13 protein-coding genes are annotated in these 15,063 nt (G+C 72.2%); 7 read left to right on the top strand and 6 right to left on the bottom strand.

What is annotated here, in order from left to right:
• The first annotated feature begins 71 nt into the window (after positions 1–71).
• The 3 genes from BLQ62_RS16950 to BLQ62_RS16940 all read left to right on the top strand — a co-directional run bounded on the left by BLQ62_RS16950 (position 72) and on the right by BLQ62_RS16940 (position 3,883).
• A complete protein-coding gene (locus BLQ62_RS16950) occupies positions 72–1,109 on the top strand; it encodes a hypothetical protein (RefSeq protein ID WP_068568305.1) in 1,038 nt (345 codons plus the stop codon).
• Between the two features lie 139 nt (positions 1,110–1,248).
• The gene (locus BLQ62_RS16945) at positions 1,249–2,553 is read left to right on the top strand and encodes a UDP-glucose dehydrogenase family protein (protein ID WP_068568307.1); all 1,305 of its coding nucleotides are present in this window, start codon (positions 1,249–1,251) and stop codon (positions 2,551–2,553) included.
• A gap of 43 nt (positions 2,554–2,596) precedes the next feature.
• Positions 2,597–3,883: an esterase/lipase family protein gene (locus tag BLQ62_RS16940; protein WP_068568310.1), complete on the top strand. Its 1,287-nt coding sequence runs from the start codon at positions 2,597–2,599 to the stop codon at positions 3,881–3,883.
• Here BLQ62_RS16940 and BLQ62_RS16935 read toward each other — a convergent pair.
• The 5 genes from BLQ62_RS16935 to BLQ62_RS16915 all read right to left on the bottom strand — a co-directional run bounded on the left by BLQ62_RS16935 (position 3,847) and on the right by BLQ62_RS16915 (position 9,836).
• Complete coding sequence (locus tag BLQ62_RS16935) at positions 3,847–4,764, bottom strand: TauD/TfdA dioxygenase family protein (protein ID WP_068568311.1); 918 nt, start codon at positions 4,762–4,764, stop codon at positions 3,847–3,849. The genes BLQ62_RS16940 and BLQ62_RS16935 overlap by 37 nt on opposite strands.
• Before the next feature lie 98 nt (positions 4,765–4,862).
• Positions 4,863–7,169, bottom strand: a complete 2,307-nt coding sequence (locus BLQ62_RS16930; RefSeq protein ID WP_068568313.1) for an arylsulfatase — start codon at positions 7,167–7,169, stop codon at positions 4,863–4,865.
• Positions 7,166–7,933, bottom strand: coding sequence for an ABC transporter ATP-binding protein (locus tag BLQ62_RS16925; protein ID WP_068568315.1), 768 nt, complete (start codon positions 7,931–7,933; stop codon positions 7,166–7,168). Before BLQ62_RS16925 ends, BLQ62_RS16930 begins: the two co-directional genes overlap by 4 nt.
• Positions 7,909–8,799 carry an ABC transporter permease gene (locus tag BLQ62_RS16920; RefSeq protein ID WP_068529360.1) on the bottom strand — a complete coding sequence of 297 codons (891 nt, stop codon included), beginning with the start codon at positions 8,797–8,799 and terminating at the stop codon, positions 7,909–7,911. The genes BLQ62_RS16925 and BLQ62_RS16920 overlap by 25 nt, the downstream gene beginning before the upstream one ends.
• Positions 8,800–8,807: 8 nt before the next feature.
• Complete coding sequence (locus BLQ62_RS16915) at positions 8,808–9,836, bottom strand: ABC transporter substrate-binding protein (protein WP_068568317.1); 1,029 nt, start codon at positions 9,834–9,836, stop codon at positions 8,808–8,810.
• Between the two features lie 98 nt (positions 9,837–9,934).
• Between BLQ62_RS16915 and trhO the strand changes: the two genes are divergently transcribed.
• From trhO to BLQ62_RS16895, 4 genes are all read left to right on the top strand, one after another.
• A complete protein-coding gene (gene trhO / locus BLQ62_RS16910) occupies positions 9,935–10,771 on the top strand; it encodes an oxygen-dependent tRNA uridine(34) hydroxylase TrhO (protein WP_068530467.1) in 837 nt (278 codons plus the stop codon).
• Positions 10,768–11,847 carry a CobW family GTP-binding protein gene (locus BLQ62_RS16905; RefSeq protein WP_068568319.1) on the top strand — a complete coding sequence of 360 codons (1,080 nt, stop codon included), beginning with the start codon at positions 10,768–10,770 and terminating at the stop codon, positions 11,845–11,847. Before trhO ends, BLQ62_RS16905 begins: the two co-directional genes overlap by 4 nt.
• 159 nt (positions 11,848–12,006) lie before the next feature.
• Entirely contained in the window at positions 12,007–13,431 is a 1,425-nt protein-coding gene (locus tag BLQ62_RS24370) for an N-acetylmuramoyl-L-alanine amidase family protein (RefSeq protein ID WP_083350814.1), read from the top strand.
• An 80-nt stretch (positions 13,432–13,511) separates the two neighbouring features.
• Entirely contained in the window at positions 13,512–14,405 is an 894-nt protein-coding gene (locus tag BLQ62_RS16895; RefSeq protein ID WP_068529373.1) for an SDR family oxidoreductase, read from the top strand.
• Here BLQ62_RS16895 and BLQ62_RS16890 read toward each other — a convergent pair.
• Positions 14,388–14,984, bottom strand: coding sequence for a TetR/AcrR family transcriptional regulator (locus tag BLQ62_RS16890; RefSeq protein ID WP_068567927.1), 597 nt, complete (start codon positions 14,982–14,984; stop codon positions 14,388–14,390). The genes BLQ62_RS16895 and BLQ62_RS16890 overlap by 18 nt on opposite strands.
• Positions 14,985–15,063 lie beyond the last annotated feature (79 nt).

The raw sequence follows: 15,063 nt of genomic DNA, 5'->3' as shown, positions 1-15,063 counted from the left end.
GGTACTCCGCCCTCGCTCATTGAGTGAATTCACCGCTGATCCTCTCACCGCGCCCCCTACGATGGGCGGCTATGGACCTCAAGGGCATCGTGACCACACCGCTGCGCGTCGTCTTCTCGACCGCCGACGCCGCGATGTCGGCCGTCGAGGGCGGCGTCGCCGTCACCCGCTTCGCCGTGCAGAACGTCGAGTCGGAGGTGAGCAACGCGCTGCACGTCGACGCGGAGATCAGCTCCGTCACCCCGATGCAGCTGCTGCAGCGCCTGGCGCAGTTGCTCGAACCCGACCGCCCGGTCGGCATCATCCTCTCCCGCGGCGGGCCGCTCGACCGCGTGCTCAAGCCCGGCGGCGTCGTCGACCGGCTCACCGAGCCCGGCGGCATGCTCGAGAAGCTGACCGCCCCCGGTGGCCTGCTCGACCAGGCCACCAAGGAGGACAGTCCCGTCACCCGACTGACCACCGAGGGCGGCCCCCTGGACCGGCTCACTCGCCCCGGCGGCGTCGTCGACCAGATCACCGAGTCCGAGGGCGTGCTCGAGCGCCTGACGTCCGAGGGCGGCGTCATCGACAAGCTCACCGCGCCCGACGGCGTGCTCGAGAAGCTCATGTCCAAGGACGGCGTGCTGGACAAGCTCACCGAGAAGGGCGGCGTCCTCGACAAGCTGGCCGCCAAGGACGGCGTGCTCGACAAGATCACCGGCCAGGACGGGCTCATCGACAAGCTCACCGAGCCGAACGGCGTGATCGACCGCGCGATCGCCGACGGCGGCATCGTCGATCAGTTGCTCGGTCAGGAGGGCGCGATCGAGCGCGCCATCGCCCCCGGCGGCACGCTGGACGCCGTCTCCCAGCTCCCCGACGTCGTGGCAGAGCTCAACGAGGCCGTCGCGCTCATGACCGCCGCGGTCAACCCGATGAGCGATCTGGTCAACCGCCTGCCCAAGCGCATCCTCAAGGGGCGTGAGGGCCGCGAGCCCCGCCGCGGGGCCGCCCCGTCCGACGGTGCGCCCCCGGCCCCGTCGGCCCCGTCGGGCCCGTCGGCCCCGAGCACTCCCGCATCCCGTCCCGCGGCGCCCGAAGCGGACGATCCCGCCGCGCCGCCCCAGTAACGCCGAGGCGAACCCGAGGCCACCCCGAGGCGAACGCGCGGGATCGCGTCGGGCGCGGGTGTGAATCCCCGCGTAACCCTTGCCCAACTCCGGCGCGCGGCCCTTCCGTGTCGCGCTGTCGCGGACCTACTTTCGGCACATGAAGATCACAGTGCTGGGTACGGGGTACCTGGGAGCCACGCACGCGGCGTGCATGGCGGAGCTGGGCCACGAGGTGCTCGGAGTCGACGTCAACCTCAGCAAGATCGCCGCGTTGTCGGAGGGCAAGGTGCCCTTCCACGAGCCCGGGCTCCCCGCGGTACTCAAGCGGAACATCGAGGCCGGCCGGCTGCGCTTCACGGACTCCTACGAGGAGGCGGGCGAGTTCGGCGACGTGCACTTCATCGCCGTCGGCACGCCGCAGCGCAAGGGTGAGTTCGCCGCCGACATGACGTACGTGAACTCCGTGATCGACTCGCTCGTGCCGCACCTGCGTCGCGATGCGGTGATCCTCGGCAAGTCGACCGTCCCCGTCGGCACCACCGACCTGCTGCGCGCCCGCGCCGCCGAACTGGTGCCGGCCGGGGTGAACGTCGAGTTCGCCTGGAACCCCGAGTTCCTGCGCGAGGGCCACGCCGTCAAGGACACCCTCGAGCCCGACCGTCTCGTGCTCGGCGTCGAGCCCGGCGGCCGCGCCGAGGAGGTCGCCCGCGAGGTCTACGCCGGGATCCTCGCCCGCGACACCCCGTTCTTCGTCACCGACACCGCCACGGCCGAACTGGTGAAGATCTCCGCGAACGCCTTCCTGGCGACCAAGATCTCGTTCATCAACGCCGTCGCCGAGGTCTGCGAGGCCGCGGGCGCCGACGTGGTCGCGCTCGCCGATGCGATCGGCGTCGACACCCGCATCGGCCGCAAGTTCCTCGGCGCCGGTATCGGCTTCGGCGGCGGCTGCCTGCCCAAGGACATCCGCGCCTTCATGGCCCGCTCGGGCGAGCTCGGTGCCGGCCACATGCACGGCCTGCTCCGCGAGGTCGACGCGATCAACATGAGCCGCCGCACCCGCATGGTGGACCTGGCGCGGGAGGCCTGCGGCGGCTCGCTGCTCGGCGCCAAGGTGGCCGTGCTCGGTGCCGCCTTCAAGCCGGATTCCGACGACGTGCGCGACTCGCCGGCGCTCAACATCGCGGGCCAGATCCAGCTGCAGGGCGCGGCGGTCTCGGTGTACGACCCCGAGGCCATGGACAACTCGCGCCGCGTCTTCCCGACCCTGGACTACGCCACCACGGCGCTGGAGGCCTGCGAGGGCGCCGACGTGGTGCTCGTGCTCACCGAGTGGACGCAGTTCCGCGAGCTCGACCCGGCCGTGGTCGGCGCGGTCGTGCGCAACCCCGTGCTGCTCGACGGCCGCAACTGCATGCCGTCCGCCGATTGGGTCGCCGCCGGCTGGGAGTGCCGCGCCTGACGCTGCTGGACAGTGAGAGTGCACACTCGTACACTCAATTCCCATGAACGCTGTCCGGGATCGTCGGCGCGCCGAGGTGCGTGCTCTCGCTGAGCTGGGCTGCAGCGAGATCGCCGGCACCGCGGACGGGGTGCACGGCGTACACCGGGCGATCTCCGATCGGGTGTTCCGATACGTCCGGCGCGGTGTCGGCCCGGCCGTCGCCCCCGTGCGGGCGCTGCACGACGGCATCACCGACGGCGTCTACGCGACCATCGGCACCGTCGCGCGCACCGTCGGGCGGGTCGCTTCGGTCGGTGCGGACTGGCCGGGGGAGCGGCCCCCGTCGGAGACGGCGCGCGGGGCGGCGCTGATCGGCGCCGTGCTTGGGCTCATCGGAGACGACCTCGAGTCGCAGGGCTCACCGCTGGCCGCGGACCCCGTGACGGTTCGCGTCGACGGCGCCGTCGTGCATCTGGGCGACGGGCCGGTACCGCCCGGCAGGCTGGATCCGACGGAGGTCTTCGACGGTGCCACCGGTCGCGTCGTGGTGCTGCTGCACGGGCTCACCGAGACCGAACACGCCTGGGGCGTCGGCGGTCTCGAGGCCGACGACTACGGGGTGCGACTCGCGGTCGACCTCGGGTACACGCCGGTCTACGTGCGCTACAACAGTGGCCGACACATCAGCGACAACGGCCGCGACGTCGCCGAGCTGATCGAGCGGCTCGTCGAAGCATGGCCCGTTCCCGTCGAGGACATCGTGCTCCTCGGTCACTCCATGGGCGGCCTCGTCGCCCGCAGTGCGGCGCATTCGGCCGACGGGGCCGTCATGGCCTGGCCTGCAGCGGTGTCGGCCACCGTCAGCCTGGGGACGCCGCACCTGGGCGCCCCGCTCGAGCAGGCCGCCCACTACGGCAGCGCGGCCCTGATGGCCGTGCCCGAGACCGCGCCCTTCGGCCGGCTGCTGCGGCGCCGCAGCGCGGGGATCCGCGACCTGCGCGGCGGGTCGATCGTCGACGAGGACTGGCGCGATCGGGACGCGGACGCGCTGGGCCGGGCCGTCGCCGCAGAGGTGCCCCTCCTGGACGGCGCCGATCACTACTTCGTCGCCGCGACCGTGACCCGCAGCGGCGCGAATCCCGTGGGCCGCCTCATCGGCGACGGCCTCGTGCTCGCGCCGAGCGCGGCGGGCCGTGGGAAGGCCCGCCGCATCGGCTTCACCGCCGAGGCGGGGATGCACCTCGGCGGAGCCCATCACTTCACTCTGTTGCGCTCGGACGCCGTCTATCAGCAGGTCCTGCGCTGGCTGGATCAGCCTCGGGCGCGGGCGGGCGTGACCGGCGCGTAGTCCGACGCGTCGCCCTTGAGCGCCACGCCCTCCCGGCCGTCCACGCCGACGGGCAGATCGCCCGCGAGCGTCACGCGGCGCAGCAGTCGCTGGTGGTCGCCGTAGTCGTTGATACCGAAGTGCTGCGTCGAGCGGTTGTCCCAGATCGCCACGTCACCCGGCTGCCACGCCCAGCGGACGGTGTTGTCGGGGTTCTCGATCCGCCGCTGCAGCAGTGCGAGGATCGGCGCCGAGTCCTGCGTGCTCAGGCCCGCGAAGGACTTCACGAAGTGGCCCAGCAGCAGCGACCGTCGGCCGGTCTCCGGGTGCACGCGCACCACGGGGTGATCCGCCTCGAAGATGTTCCGGATGAACTCGCGGTGGTACTCGGCGCGCTGGTAGGTGGCGTTGTGGCCGGCGTAGTCGTAGTCGTTGGTGTGGATGGCGCGGAGGTTGTCCGCGAGCGCCTTGAGCGGCGCCGGCAGCCGGTCGTACGCGCGGGTGGTGGACGCCCACGTCGTGTTCCCGCCGTGCGGCGGCAGGACGACGGGGCGCAGGATCGACGCCTTGGGCACGCGGTCGACGAAGGAGACGTCGGTGTGCCAGCTGTTCGCCGCGCCTTCGATCGGCAGCAGATCGGAGTCCGAGCGGACCGTCGGGTGCGGGGTGGTCGGCACCCCCAGGCGGCGCGCGAGCGCGTGCTGGCCGGCGTCGTCGAGGTGGTGCTGGTCGCGGAAGAAGATCACCTCGTGCTCGGCCAGGAGGTCCAAGACCGTCTCGGCGGTGGCGTCGTCGATGTCGCCGCCGAGCCGCACCCCGTGCACGATCGCGCCGATGTGTTCGCCCAGCTTGGTCACGGTGATCTCGGGCGAGACGGTGGTGGGATCGAGCGTTGCGGTCATGGCTGCCTCCGGGGTCCGTTACGTGCGTCGTAGTGCATCCAGCTCACCCGATCCGGGCCGACGGGGCCAGGGTTGCGTTCAGCGCGGGCGCAATCCGCTCAGTCCGCCTCCTCCTCGGCCTCCTGCTGCAGGCGGTCGATGTCGTTCGACGGGACGCCGACGGCACCCGGCGTGTACGTGACCGCGTGCAGCGCACCGGAGTACGGGAAGGTGCCGCGGCGCCCGCGCAGCTCCCAGGCGACGGGACCACGGGCGTCGAGGCCGACGGAGATGCCGGTCCACGGCGCCATGCCGATGAGCTGGACGCGGTCCGGGAGCAGGGCGGCCTCGGCGCCGTCGACCGCGAGCGCGAGGTCCCACCGCAGGTTCGGGCGCACCGTCGCGGTGAGGGTGACGGTCCGCCGTCCCGGTGCGACGGGGCCCGAGCGGGTCTCCGCGTACCGGCCGTAGGCGTTGTAGCCGAGCACCGCCGCGCCGTCCTCGACGTAGACGAGGTAGCCGCCCAGGGCGTCGCCGTGTGCGACGAGGACGCCCTCGGCACCGGCAGCGATCTCGACGTCGATGTCGACGCGGAAGTCCCGGTACTGCACCAGTTTGGCCGAACGGTACCGCTCGAGCACGGGTGTGCCGGGCAGTAGCCGCACGGGCGCGGCGAGGCGCTGCTCCGCGGGATCGCGGGTGGAACCGTCGGTCACGATCGGGAAGACCGTGTTGCGCCAGGCCTCGTGCTCCCACTCGGCGGCCAGCTCCGCGACCAGGTCGGGGTGCTGCGCGGCGAGGTCGGTGGTCTCCGCCGGGTCGGCCCGGTTGTCGAAGAGCTGCCAGCGCGGGGCGAGCGGATCGTCGCCCCGGTCGTGCAGGCTCAACAGTTTCCAGCCGTCGCGGTAGTAGCCGCGGTGCCCGCGGAACTCCGAGTACTGCCGGGTGCGGGCCGACGGCGCGCCGGCGTCGACCCAGGCGACGCGCTGCGAGAGACCGTCACGCTCCTGCGCGGGAAGCCCGTGCCGATGCGTGGGCGTGGGCACGCCCGCCAGATCCAGCAGCGTGGGAGCCACGTCGGTGACGAAGGAGAACTGCTCGCGCACGCCGCGCGCATCCGGCAGGCCCGCGGGCCAGGACAGGACGAACGGCACGCGGACGCCGCCCGCGAAGGTCTGCCCCTTGTAGAACCGGAAGGGCGTGTTGGACACCTGCCCCCAGCCGCGCGGGTAGTGCACGCCGAGTCGCGCGGTGCCGATGAGCTCCTCCGGGTGGTCGACGTCGCCCTCCCAGCCCTCCGGGCCGACACCGTCGGCGAACTTCACGAACTCCGCGAAGTAGCTGCGGGTGCCCTCCGGGCCGCCCTCGGCGGTCCCGCCGTTGTCGGAGGTGAAGACGACGATCGTGTTCTCCAGCTCGCCCAGTTGCTCGACGGTGTCCAACAGCCGGCCCAGGCTGTCGTCGACGGTGCGCACCATCGCCGCGTACACCTGCATGTACTTCGCGAACCGCCGCTGTCGCTCGGGATCGAGCTCGTCCCACGGAGGCACGTCGTAGCCGGGCTCGTTGTTGCGGCGCGCCGGCCGGACGTCGGGGCCGAACAGTCCGAGCTCCTGCTGCCGGGCGAACCGCTGCTCGCGCACGACGTCCCAGCCGCGGGCGTAGTCGAGCTCCCCGCGGGGCAGGTCCTCGCCCTTGACCTGCAGCGAGCCGTGCATCGCGATGTGCGCGAAGTACAGGAAGAAGGGCTTGTCCGCGTCGTGCGCCCGCAGGTCCTTGATCCACGAGACCGCGGTGTCGGTGAGCGCGTCGGTGACGTAGAAGCCCTCGGGGTACTCGGTCACCGGGTCGACGGTGTTGTCGCGCACCAGCTGGTTCGGGTGGAAGAAGGAGTTCAGCCCCTCCAGGGAGCCGTAGTAGTGGTCGAAGCCGCGCTGCACGGGCCACGACGAGCGGTCGGCGTCCGGTCCGAGCCGCGAGTCCTTCGCCAGATGCCACTTGCCCACGGCGTAGGTCGCGTAGCCCGAGGTGCGCAGGATCTCCGGCAGGGTGAGCACGTCCTCGGCGAGGCTCAGGCGCAGGTTGGGGAAGCCGGGATCGGAGTTCGCGACGGAGCCGTATCCGGCGCGGTGCGGGTTGAGGCCGGTCAGCAGCGCCGCGCGGGCGGGGGAGCAGACGGGCGTCGTGTGGTGGTTGGTCGAGACGATGCCGCGGGCGGCGAGGGCGTCGAGGTGGGGCGTCGGGATCTCCGAACCGTACGGTCCGATGTCGGAGAAGCCCATGTCGTCGACGAGCACCACGATGATGTTGGGCGCGTCGGGCCGGGCGCGCACGTGCGGCGGCCAGGCCGGCTCCGATTCGGCCTCGGAGCGGGCGATGCGCCCCGGGAAGTCCTCGTATCCGCGGGCGTGGTCGGGGATGTTCATGCGGTCGCGGCGACCGCCGGCTCCTGCTCGACGCCGAGGGCGTCCAGCAGCCGTTCGCGGAGCTCGGCGAAACCGGGTTCACCGGGGCGACGGCCGTCACCGTCGCGGACGACGACGTCCACGGACAGGATTCCGTGGTCCAGCACGAGGATGCGGTCGGCGAGCGCGATCGCCTCGTCGACGTCGTGGGTGATCAGCAGGGCCCCGGGCCGGTGCCGCGCCACCAGGCCGCGCAGCAGGTCGTGCATCTTGAGCTTGGTCAGCGCGTCGAGCGCGCCGAAGGGCTCGTCGGCCAGGAGCACGGCGGGCTCGCGGACCAGGCTGCGGGCCAGGGCGACCCGCTGCTGCTGGCCCCCGGAGAGCTCGCGCGGCCACGCCTTCTCCCGGCCGTCGAGGCCCACCTCGCGCAGTAGTGCGCGGCCGATCTCGGCGGCGTCGGCGCCGGGGAGGCCGAGGATCACGGTGTCGAGCACCCGCGACCACGGCAACAGGCGCGAATCCTGGAAGACCACGGCCCGCCGCGGATCGACCTCCAGCACACCGGATCCCGGGACACCGTCGTCGAGTCCTGCGATGGCGCGCAGCAGCGTGGACTTGCCCGAGCCGGAGCGACCGAGCAATGCCACGAACTCGCCGCGCCGGATGGTCAGGTCGACCCCGCGCAGGACCGCACGACCGTCGAAGCCGCGCACCAGGTTCCGCGCCTCGATCACCGGACGGTCGTCGTCGGAGGTGGTGCTCAGTGGGCCAGGGTGCTCTGCCATGAGAGGGCCTTTCGTGCGGAGAAGCGGACGAGGAGATCGGTGCTGAAGCCGAGGAGCGCGTACACGGCGAGGCCGACGACGATGACGTCGGTGAGGCCGTACAGGCGCGCCTTGTACATGAGGTAGCCGATGCCGTCGGAGGCGCCGACCTGCTCCACCACCACGAGCGCGAGCCACGCGACCGTCGCGCCCAGGCGCAGGCCCGTGAAGAACCCGGGCAGCGCACCCGGGATCGCGATGTGGCGCACGAACTTCGCTCGGCTCAGCCCCACCGTCTCCGCGAGTTCGACGTACTTGCGGTCGATCCCGCGCAGGCCGGCGTGGGTGTTGAGGTAGACGGGGGTGGCGACCGCGAGCGTGATGAGGACGATCTTCATCTCCTCGCCGATGCCGAACCAGACGATGAACAGCGGGAGCAGCGCGAGGGCGGGGATCGCCCGGTAGATGGTGACCGTGCCGTCGATGAGGGCCTCGCCGGGACGGGTGAGGCCGGAGAACAGGGCCAGCACTACGGCCAGGCTCACGCCGAGGACGCCGCCGACGATCGCGCGTTGCGCGGACGCCCAGACGTTGGACCACAGCGAGCCGTCGAGCGCGAGGTTCCACGCCGTGTGCGCCACCGTCCACGGCGCGGAGAGCACGGTGTCGGGGATGGTCCCGGTCGCGGAGCCCGCGGCCCACAGGGCGACGACCAGCGCGGGGCCCGCGAGGATCCAGGCGCCGATCGGGCGCGAGTCGACGAGCGCGCGGCGGGTCGAGGCGCGGGGGAGCAGCTCGTGGTCCGGATCGAACGCGCCGGGGCGCTGCTCCGGGGGGACGTCGGCGGCGAGGCCGCTACCGAGGCGGCCGAGGGGAGGTGAGGTCACGGGAGGCCTTAGGTCGTGGGGTCGGTGGCGAATCGGAAGTCGACGGAACCGTCGGCCGAGATGCGGCCGCCCGGGATCTCGCCGAACGCGGCGAGGGTGTCGATGGTGTCCTGTTGCCGCGCGACGAGCGCGCGGTCGAGGGGGAGGGCGCGCCAGGTGCCCTGGCCCTCGTACGCGATGCGGCCGACGGCGGCGGGGATCTTGAGCGCCCCCGCGTAATAGGTGTCGATCCAGCGGTTCTTGTCCGCGTCCGCCCACGCGCGGGCCCGGTCGATGGCGGCGGAGAGCCGCTTGAGGGCGGCGGCGCGGGCGGGGTTCGCCAGCGCGGACTGCGGCGAGTACAGGAACATCAGGCCGGACTGGGCGGCCTGCGAGAGCGCGTCGGGCAGCACCTGTGCGTCCGGGTGGGCGAGGCGGTACTTGGTGCTGATCGGCTCCATCAACGGCGCGACGTCGATCTGGCCGGCGCCGAGGGCCTCACCCACCTCGGTGAGCTGCAGCGGGACCAGCTGGACGTCGTGCTTGGACAGGCCCGCCGAGCGCAGCAGGCGCAGCACCATGGCCTGGTGGGCGGTGCCCTCCGCATAGCCGATCTTGCGCCCGCGCAGGTCCGCGGCGGTGTGCAGCGGGACGCCCGGGCGGGCGACCGTCGAGACGCCGCCGCGGTCGAGCTGCCAGGCCTTGATGATCGGGCTGGGGAACCGAGCGATCTGCGCGTGGATCGGCGGTACGTCGGCGACGATAGCGACCTGCGCCGCATCGGCGCGGAACGACTCGAGGATCGCGGGGCCGCCGGCGAAGTCGGCGAACTTCACCCGGAAGCCCAGCGAGTCCGCCTCCCCGGAGGCGGTGAGCAGCGTCTTGATCAGGGACTGTTGATCGGCGACGGTGATGACGGTCTCCGCCGGAACCCGGTCCGGGATGGGCGCGGCCGGGTCGTACGCGGGCCCCGTCGACGGCGAGCACGCGGCCGCGGCGAGGGCCGCGACCAGCGCGGTGCCGAGCGTCGCGGTGCGGCGGGGGAGGCGAAAAGGCATGCGACACAGTGAACGGATCGCGGCGACGCGCGGGAACCCTTGCGCGCACGCTGAGTGCAAGAGACGCCCGGGCGCGTGCCGATAGGATGAACGGCGTCATGGGCAAGATCGTGCTGTTCTACGTGTTCGCCCCGCTGGCCGATCCGGAGGCGATCCGGCTCTGGCAGCGGGCGCTGTGTGAGGCGAACGGTCTCCGCGGCCGGATCATCGTCTCCCGGCACGGGATCAACGTCACCGTCGGCGGAGAGATCCGTGCGGTCAAGCGGTACGTGCGCGCGACCCGCGAGTACCCGCCCTTCAAGACCGCCGACGTGAAGTGGTCCGACGGTTCCGCCGAGGACTTCCCGAAGCTCTCGGTGAAGGTGCGCGAGGAGATCGTCACCTTCGGTGTCCCCGGGGAGCTGGAGATCGACGAGTCCGGCGTCGTCGGCGGCGGGGTGCACCTGTCGCCCGACGAGGTGCACGCGCTGCTGGAGGAGAAGCCCGACGCCGTCTTCTTCGACGGCCGCAACGCCATCGAGGCCGAGATCGGCCGTTTCTCCGGCGCCGTCGTGACCCCGGCGACGACCACCCGAGACTTCGTGACGCTCCTCGACGCGGGGGAGTACGACCATCTCAAGGACCGGCCGGTGATCACCTACTGCACCGGCGGCGTGCGGTGCGAGGTGCTCAGTGCCGTGATGCGCCGCCGCGGCTTCTCCGAGGTGTACCAACTCGAGGGCGGCATCGCCCGCTACGGCGAACGGTTCGGCGACCGCGGGCTGTGGGAGGGCTCGATGTACGTCTTCGACCGGCGGATGCGCGTCGACTTCTCCGACGACACCCGGCGGATCGGCCGGTGCGTGCAGTGCGGGACGCCCACCTCGAACGTCGCCAACCTCGCGCCTCCGCAGGACCGCGAGCTGGCGGTGCTGTGCGAGGACTGCGCGCCATGAGTGCGCGGCCGGTCCCCGTCGTGGTGGTCGCCGGGTACTTGGGGGCGGGAAAATCCACGCTGCTCAACCACCTGCTCTCCGGGGCGGGTGACGCGAGGATCGGCGTGGTGGTCAACGACTTCGGGGCCGTCAACATCGACGCGATGCTGGTCTCGAGCGCCGCGGGCGGCGGCTCCGTGCGCACCGTCTCGCTGAGCAACGGGTGCGTCTGCTGCACCGTCGACGACGACGAGCTCGAGGACGTCCTCGGGACGCTCGCCGCGCGCGATCTCGACCTGATCGTGGTCGAGGCGTCCGGCCTCGCCGAGCCCGCGGCGATGGTGCGTCGCGTGGTGCTCGCGACCGACCCGCGGATCGACTACGGCGGACTGGTCTACGTCGCGGACGCGGCGCACCTCGCCGGCACGATGGAGCGGCACCCGTCGCTGCGCCACCACCTGGCGCTCGCCGACCTCGTGGTGCTCAACAAGATCGACCTGGCCACGGACCCCGACGCGGCGCGGGAGCTGGTGCGTCGGCACGCGCCGTCCGCCCCGGTGATCGGCACCGTCGACGCGGTGGTGCCGGTGGAACTGCTCATCGACGGGGAGGTGCTCGCGCGCCGCGCCGCCGACCGGAAGGACTCGCCGCGCCAGCTCACGCTCGACGAGGCGTTGCGCGAGATGGAGCACGAACACGCGCACGACGCTCATCACGGGCACGGGCACCTGCACGACGACTACACGGCGGTCACCGTCGAGACCGGGGTGCTCGACGCTCGCGCGACCGCGGCGTTGCTCACCGATCCGCCGGCGGGTGCGTTCCGGGCGAAGGGCTTCGTCACCGTCGCCGACGGGACCAGGTTGGAGGTGCACGCCGTCGGCCGCCACGTCCGCACGGCGCTCGAGCGCGGACGGCGCAGCGGTCCGCCGTCGGTCCTGGTTTTCCTGGGGATCGGGCTCGACGAGGGGGCCGTCCGCCGCCGGGTCGAGGGGTGCGTGGCGGGGCCGGACGCGCCCGCCGACCCGCAGGCGGTGCTCTCCCTGCTGCGGTACTCCGCTGCGGCGCAGTCGGATTCGTCGATCCTCGAAGACTGACCACCCCTCGAATCGGATAACGTTTCGGTAACGATCGCAGGTGGGATTTTCCTAAAGTCTCAATTGATGGTTGACTGTTTCTCGTGTGACTGATGTGACGAAAGTTGCACAAGAGACTTGGAAGGAGAGCGGCGCCACTTCCCCGGCGCCCAGCTGCCCATGAAGAAGACCCGTGTCCTCGCAGGCTCGCTTGCGACCGCGGCCGTCGCGCTGTTCGGTGCGCCCGGCCTCGCGTCCGCCGACCCCGCCCCCGCCGCCCCGGCTCAGCCGCTGTCCGGCAAGACCGTGTTCCTCGACGCCGGCTCCTCCGTCGCGTCCGCCGTCGACCAGGCCAAGAAGGTGGCCGACGGCCGCGGTGGCCAGGTGCCGTGCGTCAACCCCGTGGCCATCGCCTCCAACGGCACGCCCGATCACTCCGTGAACTTCGCCGTGGCCAAGATGGTCGAGGCAGCGCTCAAGACCCAGGGCGCCAAGGTCGTCATGTCCCGCGCCGACGACGCCGGCTTCGGCGGCTGCGTCGACCAGCGCGCGGAGGCCGCCAACAAGTCGGGCGCCGACCTGGCCGTGAGCATCAACAGCGCCGTCCAGGAAGCGGCCCAGCGCGGCTTCCTGCTCGAGACCCCCGCCCCGGCTGCCGACGGCAAGGCCACGCCGCAGCAGGCGGTCAGCGATCCGGCGACCACCGTGATCCGCGACGCCTCCCGCGCCGGCGGCTTCGTGCCCGCCGAGTACCTCGGCGGCAAGGACGGCATCGCGAAGACCACCAACGCCCTGGCCTCACTGGTCAACATCCCGCTCGTCTACGCCAACCTGGGCAACCTCGCCAACGCCGACGATGCGGCGCTGCTGACCTCGCGCGAGGGGCAGACCCAGTACGCCTCGGTGCTCACCAACGGCGTGATCCAGCAGCTGACCGGCAAGGTCGTGCCGGGCGGCGTCGTCGATCAGCCGGTGCAGCAGCCCGTCGCGCCGCAGGTCGACCCTGCCGTGCCCGTGACCCCGGCCGCGCCCGCCGCCCCGGCTGCGGCAGCTCCGGCCGCCCCGGCCGCCGCCGCGCCCGCCGCTCCCGCCGCCGCCGCTCCCGCGGCCCCGGCCGCCGCGGCTCCTGCGGCACCCGCCCAGACCCCGATCGTCCCGGCCGTGCCGGGTGCACCGGCCGCCGCGGCGCCCGTGGCACCGAGCACCGGCGGCACCGCACCGTCGCCGATCGTCTCGGGCGTGCCGATGCTCCAGGGCGGTGCACCCCAGGCCGGGGCCGTCGCTCCGGCCGCCCCCGCCGCGCCGGCTCCGGCCGCCGCGCCGCAGGGCACGACGGTCACGATCCCGGGCCTCGGGCAGCTCGCGCTGCCGCAGCTGCCCACGATCTCGATCCCCGGACAGGCCCAGCCGCTGGGGGTGAACACCCTGTTCGAGATGGGCCCCAAGGCCGCCGAGTTCCTGACCAGCACGCAGGGGCAGCAGCTGGTGAACACCCTGATCTCGAGCCCGCAGGCGTTCAACTCCCTGCAGTCCGCGCAGGGACCGGCCGCCGCCCAGGAGATCCTCAAGGCGATCCTGAGCGCCGGCGCGCTGCTGCCGAAGTAGCACACGCTGCACCGACTTCCGTCGGGGACGTCACGCCCCGGCGGAAGCGGTAGCGCGGCCCGATCTGGCAAGCTGGCGACATGGCATTGCGCGATATCGTCCGGCTCGTCCACATGAGCACGCCGGTCAAGGACCTGAAGGGGAAGAAGGTCCTCGTCACCGGTGCGGCCAGCGGGATCGGCCGCGCTACCGCGAATCTTCTCGCGGCGCACGGCGCCGAGCTGGTGTTGACCGACATCAACGCCGAGCAGCTCGACGCCGTCACCCGCCACGTCACCGCCCTGGGCGCGAAGGTCATCGCGTCCAGGGCGTTCGACGTCTCCGACTACGACGCCGTCCGGGCCTTCGCCGACGAGGTGCACGCCGCCGCCGGCTCCCTGGACGTGGTGATGAACGTCGCGGGGATCGCGGTGTGGGGCACCGTCGAGAACCTGACGCACGAGCAGTGGCGCAAGACCGTGGACGTCAACCTCATGGGCCCGATCCACGTGATCGAGACGTTCGTCCCACCGATGATCGCCGCCGGCCGCGGTGGTCAATTGGTCAACGTCTCGTCCACCGCCGGGCTGATCGCACTGCCGTGGCACGCCGCCTACTCGGCCGCCAAGTTCGGCCTCGTCGGCGTCTCCGAGGTGCTCCGCTACGACCTGCGCCGCCACGGGATCGGCGTCTCGGTGGTCGTGCCCGGCGCGGTGGAGACGGGCCTGGTGAAGACCGTCGAGATCAATGGGGTGGACCGCGGCAACCCGAAGGTGAACAAGGGGATCGACGCGTTCCCGAAGGTGACGGCGGAGAAGGCCGCGCAGGCCATCGTCGACGGCGTCCTGCACAACCGGTTCATCGTCTACACCTCGCTGGACACGCGCTTCGGCTACTTCTGGAAGCGCAAGTTCGCGCTGCCCTACGAGATCGCGATGCGCGTGGCCAACGACCGGTTCGCGTACCTGGCGAAGATCTCAGAGCGCGGTCACTAGGTGCACGTGCTGCGCCCACACGCTCTCGAGCTCGTCCTGTGCGACGCCCGCGGCGAGTTGGTGCAGCACCCAGCCGGGGCTCAGAGTGGCCATCAGCGCGGCCGCCCAGACCGCGGTGCTGTCCGTGCACCCGGCCTCGACCAGCATCGCGCGCACCGTCATCGCCGAGACCCGCCACGGCGGCTCGTCGTAGGGGTCCCGGGCCGCCTGCTCGGCGCCGCGCAGCAGATCCCCGTGGCGCGCGATGAGCTGCATCCGGGCCTTGCCGTACTCGGTGAGGCGGTGCACGGGATCGCCGCCGGGGCCCAGCGGCGGTGGGCCGAACATGAAGCGCTGCTGCAGCTCCGTCTCGTCGTGATCGAGCAGCGCCTGCAACAGGCCCGCGCGCGAACCGAAACGGCGGAACACCGTGCCCTTGCCCACACCGGCCGCCTGCGCCACCGCGTCCATGCTCACCGCGTCGACGCCGCGCTCGGCGAAGAGCCGCTGCGCCGCGTCGATCAGCAGCTCGCGGTTTCGGGCGGCGTCGCGCCGCGGCTCGGCCGCCGGCTGCGCGAGGGGGAGGAGTGGTCCGGTCATCGGATGGAGCCTACCGTGCGGTTTTTGCACTCACCATGATCCCGGGGAAGAAATCCGGACCGAAGTCCGTTAGCGTGTT

The organism is Tsukamurella pulmonis, assembly GCF_900103175.1.
GTDB classification, from domain to species: domain Bacteria; phylum Actinomycetota; class Actinomycetes; order Mycobacteriales; family Mycobacteriaceae; genus Tsukamurella; species Tsukamurella pulmonis.
The sequence above is the reverse complement of the archived record's forward strand: the minus strand, read 5'-3'. Positions and strand labels throughout refer to the sequence as shown.

Bases quoted from the DNA above. Each gene is read 5' to 3' on its own strand.
- BLQ62_RS16950 (WP_068568305.1), top strand. From the start codon at position 72: ATGGACCTCAAGGGCATCGTGACCACACCGCTGCGCGTCGTCTTCTCG.
- BLQ62_RS16945 (WP_068568307.1), top strand. From the start codon at position 1,249: ATGAAGATCACAGTGCTGGGTACGGGGTACCTGGGAGCCACGCACGCG.
- BLQ62_RS16940 (WP_068568310.1), top strand. From the start codon at position 2,597: ATGAACGCTGTCCGGGATCGTCGGCGCGCCGAGGTGCGTGCTCTCGCT.
- BLQ62_RS16935 (WP_068568311.1), bottom strand. From the start codon at position 4,764: ATGACCGCAACGCTCGATCCCACCACCGTCTCGCCCGAGATCACCGTG.
- BLQ62_RS16930 (WP_068568313.1), bottom strand. From the start codon at position 7,169: ATGAACATCCCCGACCACGCCCGCGGATACGAGGACTTCCCGGGGCGC.
- BLQ62_RS16925 (WP_068568315.1), bottom strand. From the start codon at position 7,933: ATGGCAGAGCACCCTGGCCCACTGAGCACCACCTCCGACGACGACCGT.
- BLQ62_RS16915 (WP_068568317.1), bottom strand. From the start codon at position 9,836: ATGCCTTTTCGCCTCCCCCGCCGCACCGCGACGCTCGGCACCGCGCTG.
- trhO (WP_068530467.1), top strand. From the start codon at position 9,935: ATGGGCAAGATCGTGCTGTTCTACGTGTTCGCCCCGCTGGCCGATCCG.
- BLQ62_RS16905 (WP_068568319.1), top strand. From the start codon at position 10,768: ATGAGTGCGCGGCCGGTCCCCGTCGTGGTGGTCGCCGGGTACTTGGGG.
- BLQ62_RS24370 (WP_083350814.1), top strand. From the start codon at position 12,007: ATGAAGAAGACCCGTGTCCTCGCAGGCTCGCTTGCGACCGCGGCCGTC.
- BLQ62_RS16895 (WP_068529373.1), top strand. From the start codon at position 13,512: ATGGCATTGCGCGATATCGTCCGGCTCGTCCACATGAGCACGCCGGTC.
- BLQ62_RS16890 (WP_068567927.1), bottom strand. From the start codon at position 14,984: ATGACCGGACCACTCCTCCCCCTCGCGCAGCCGGCGGCCGAGCCGCGG.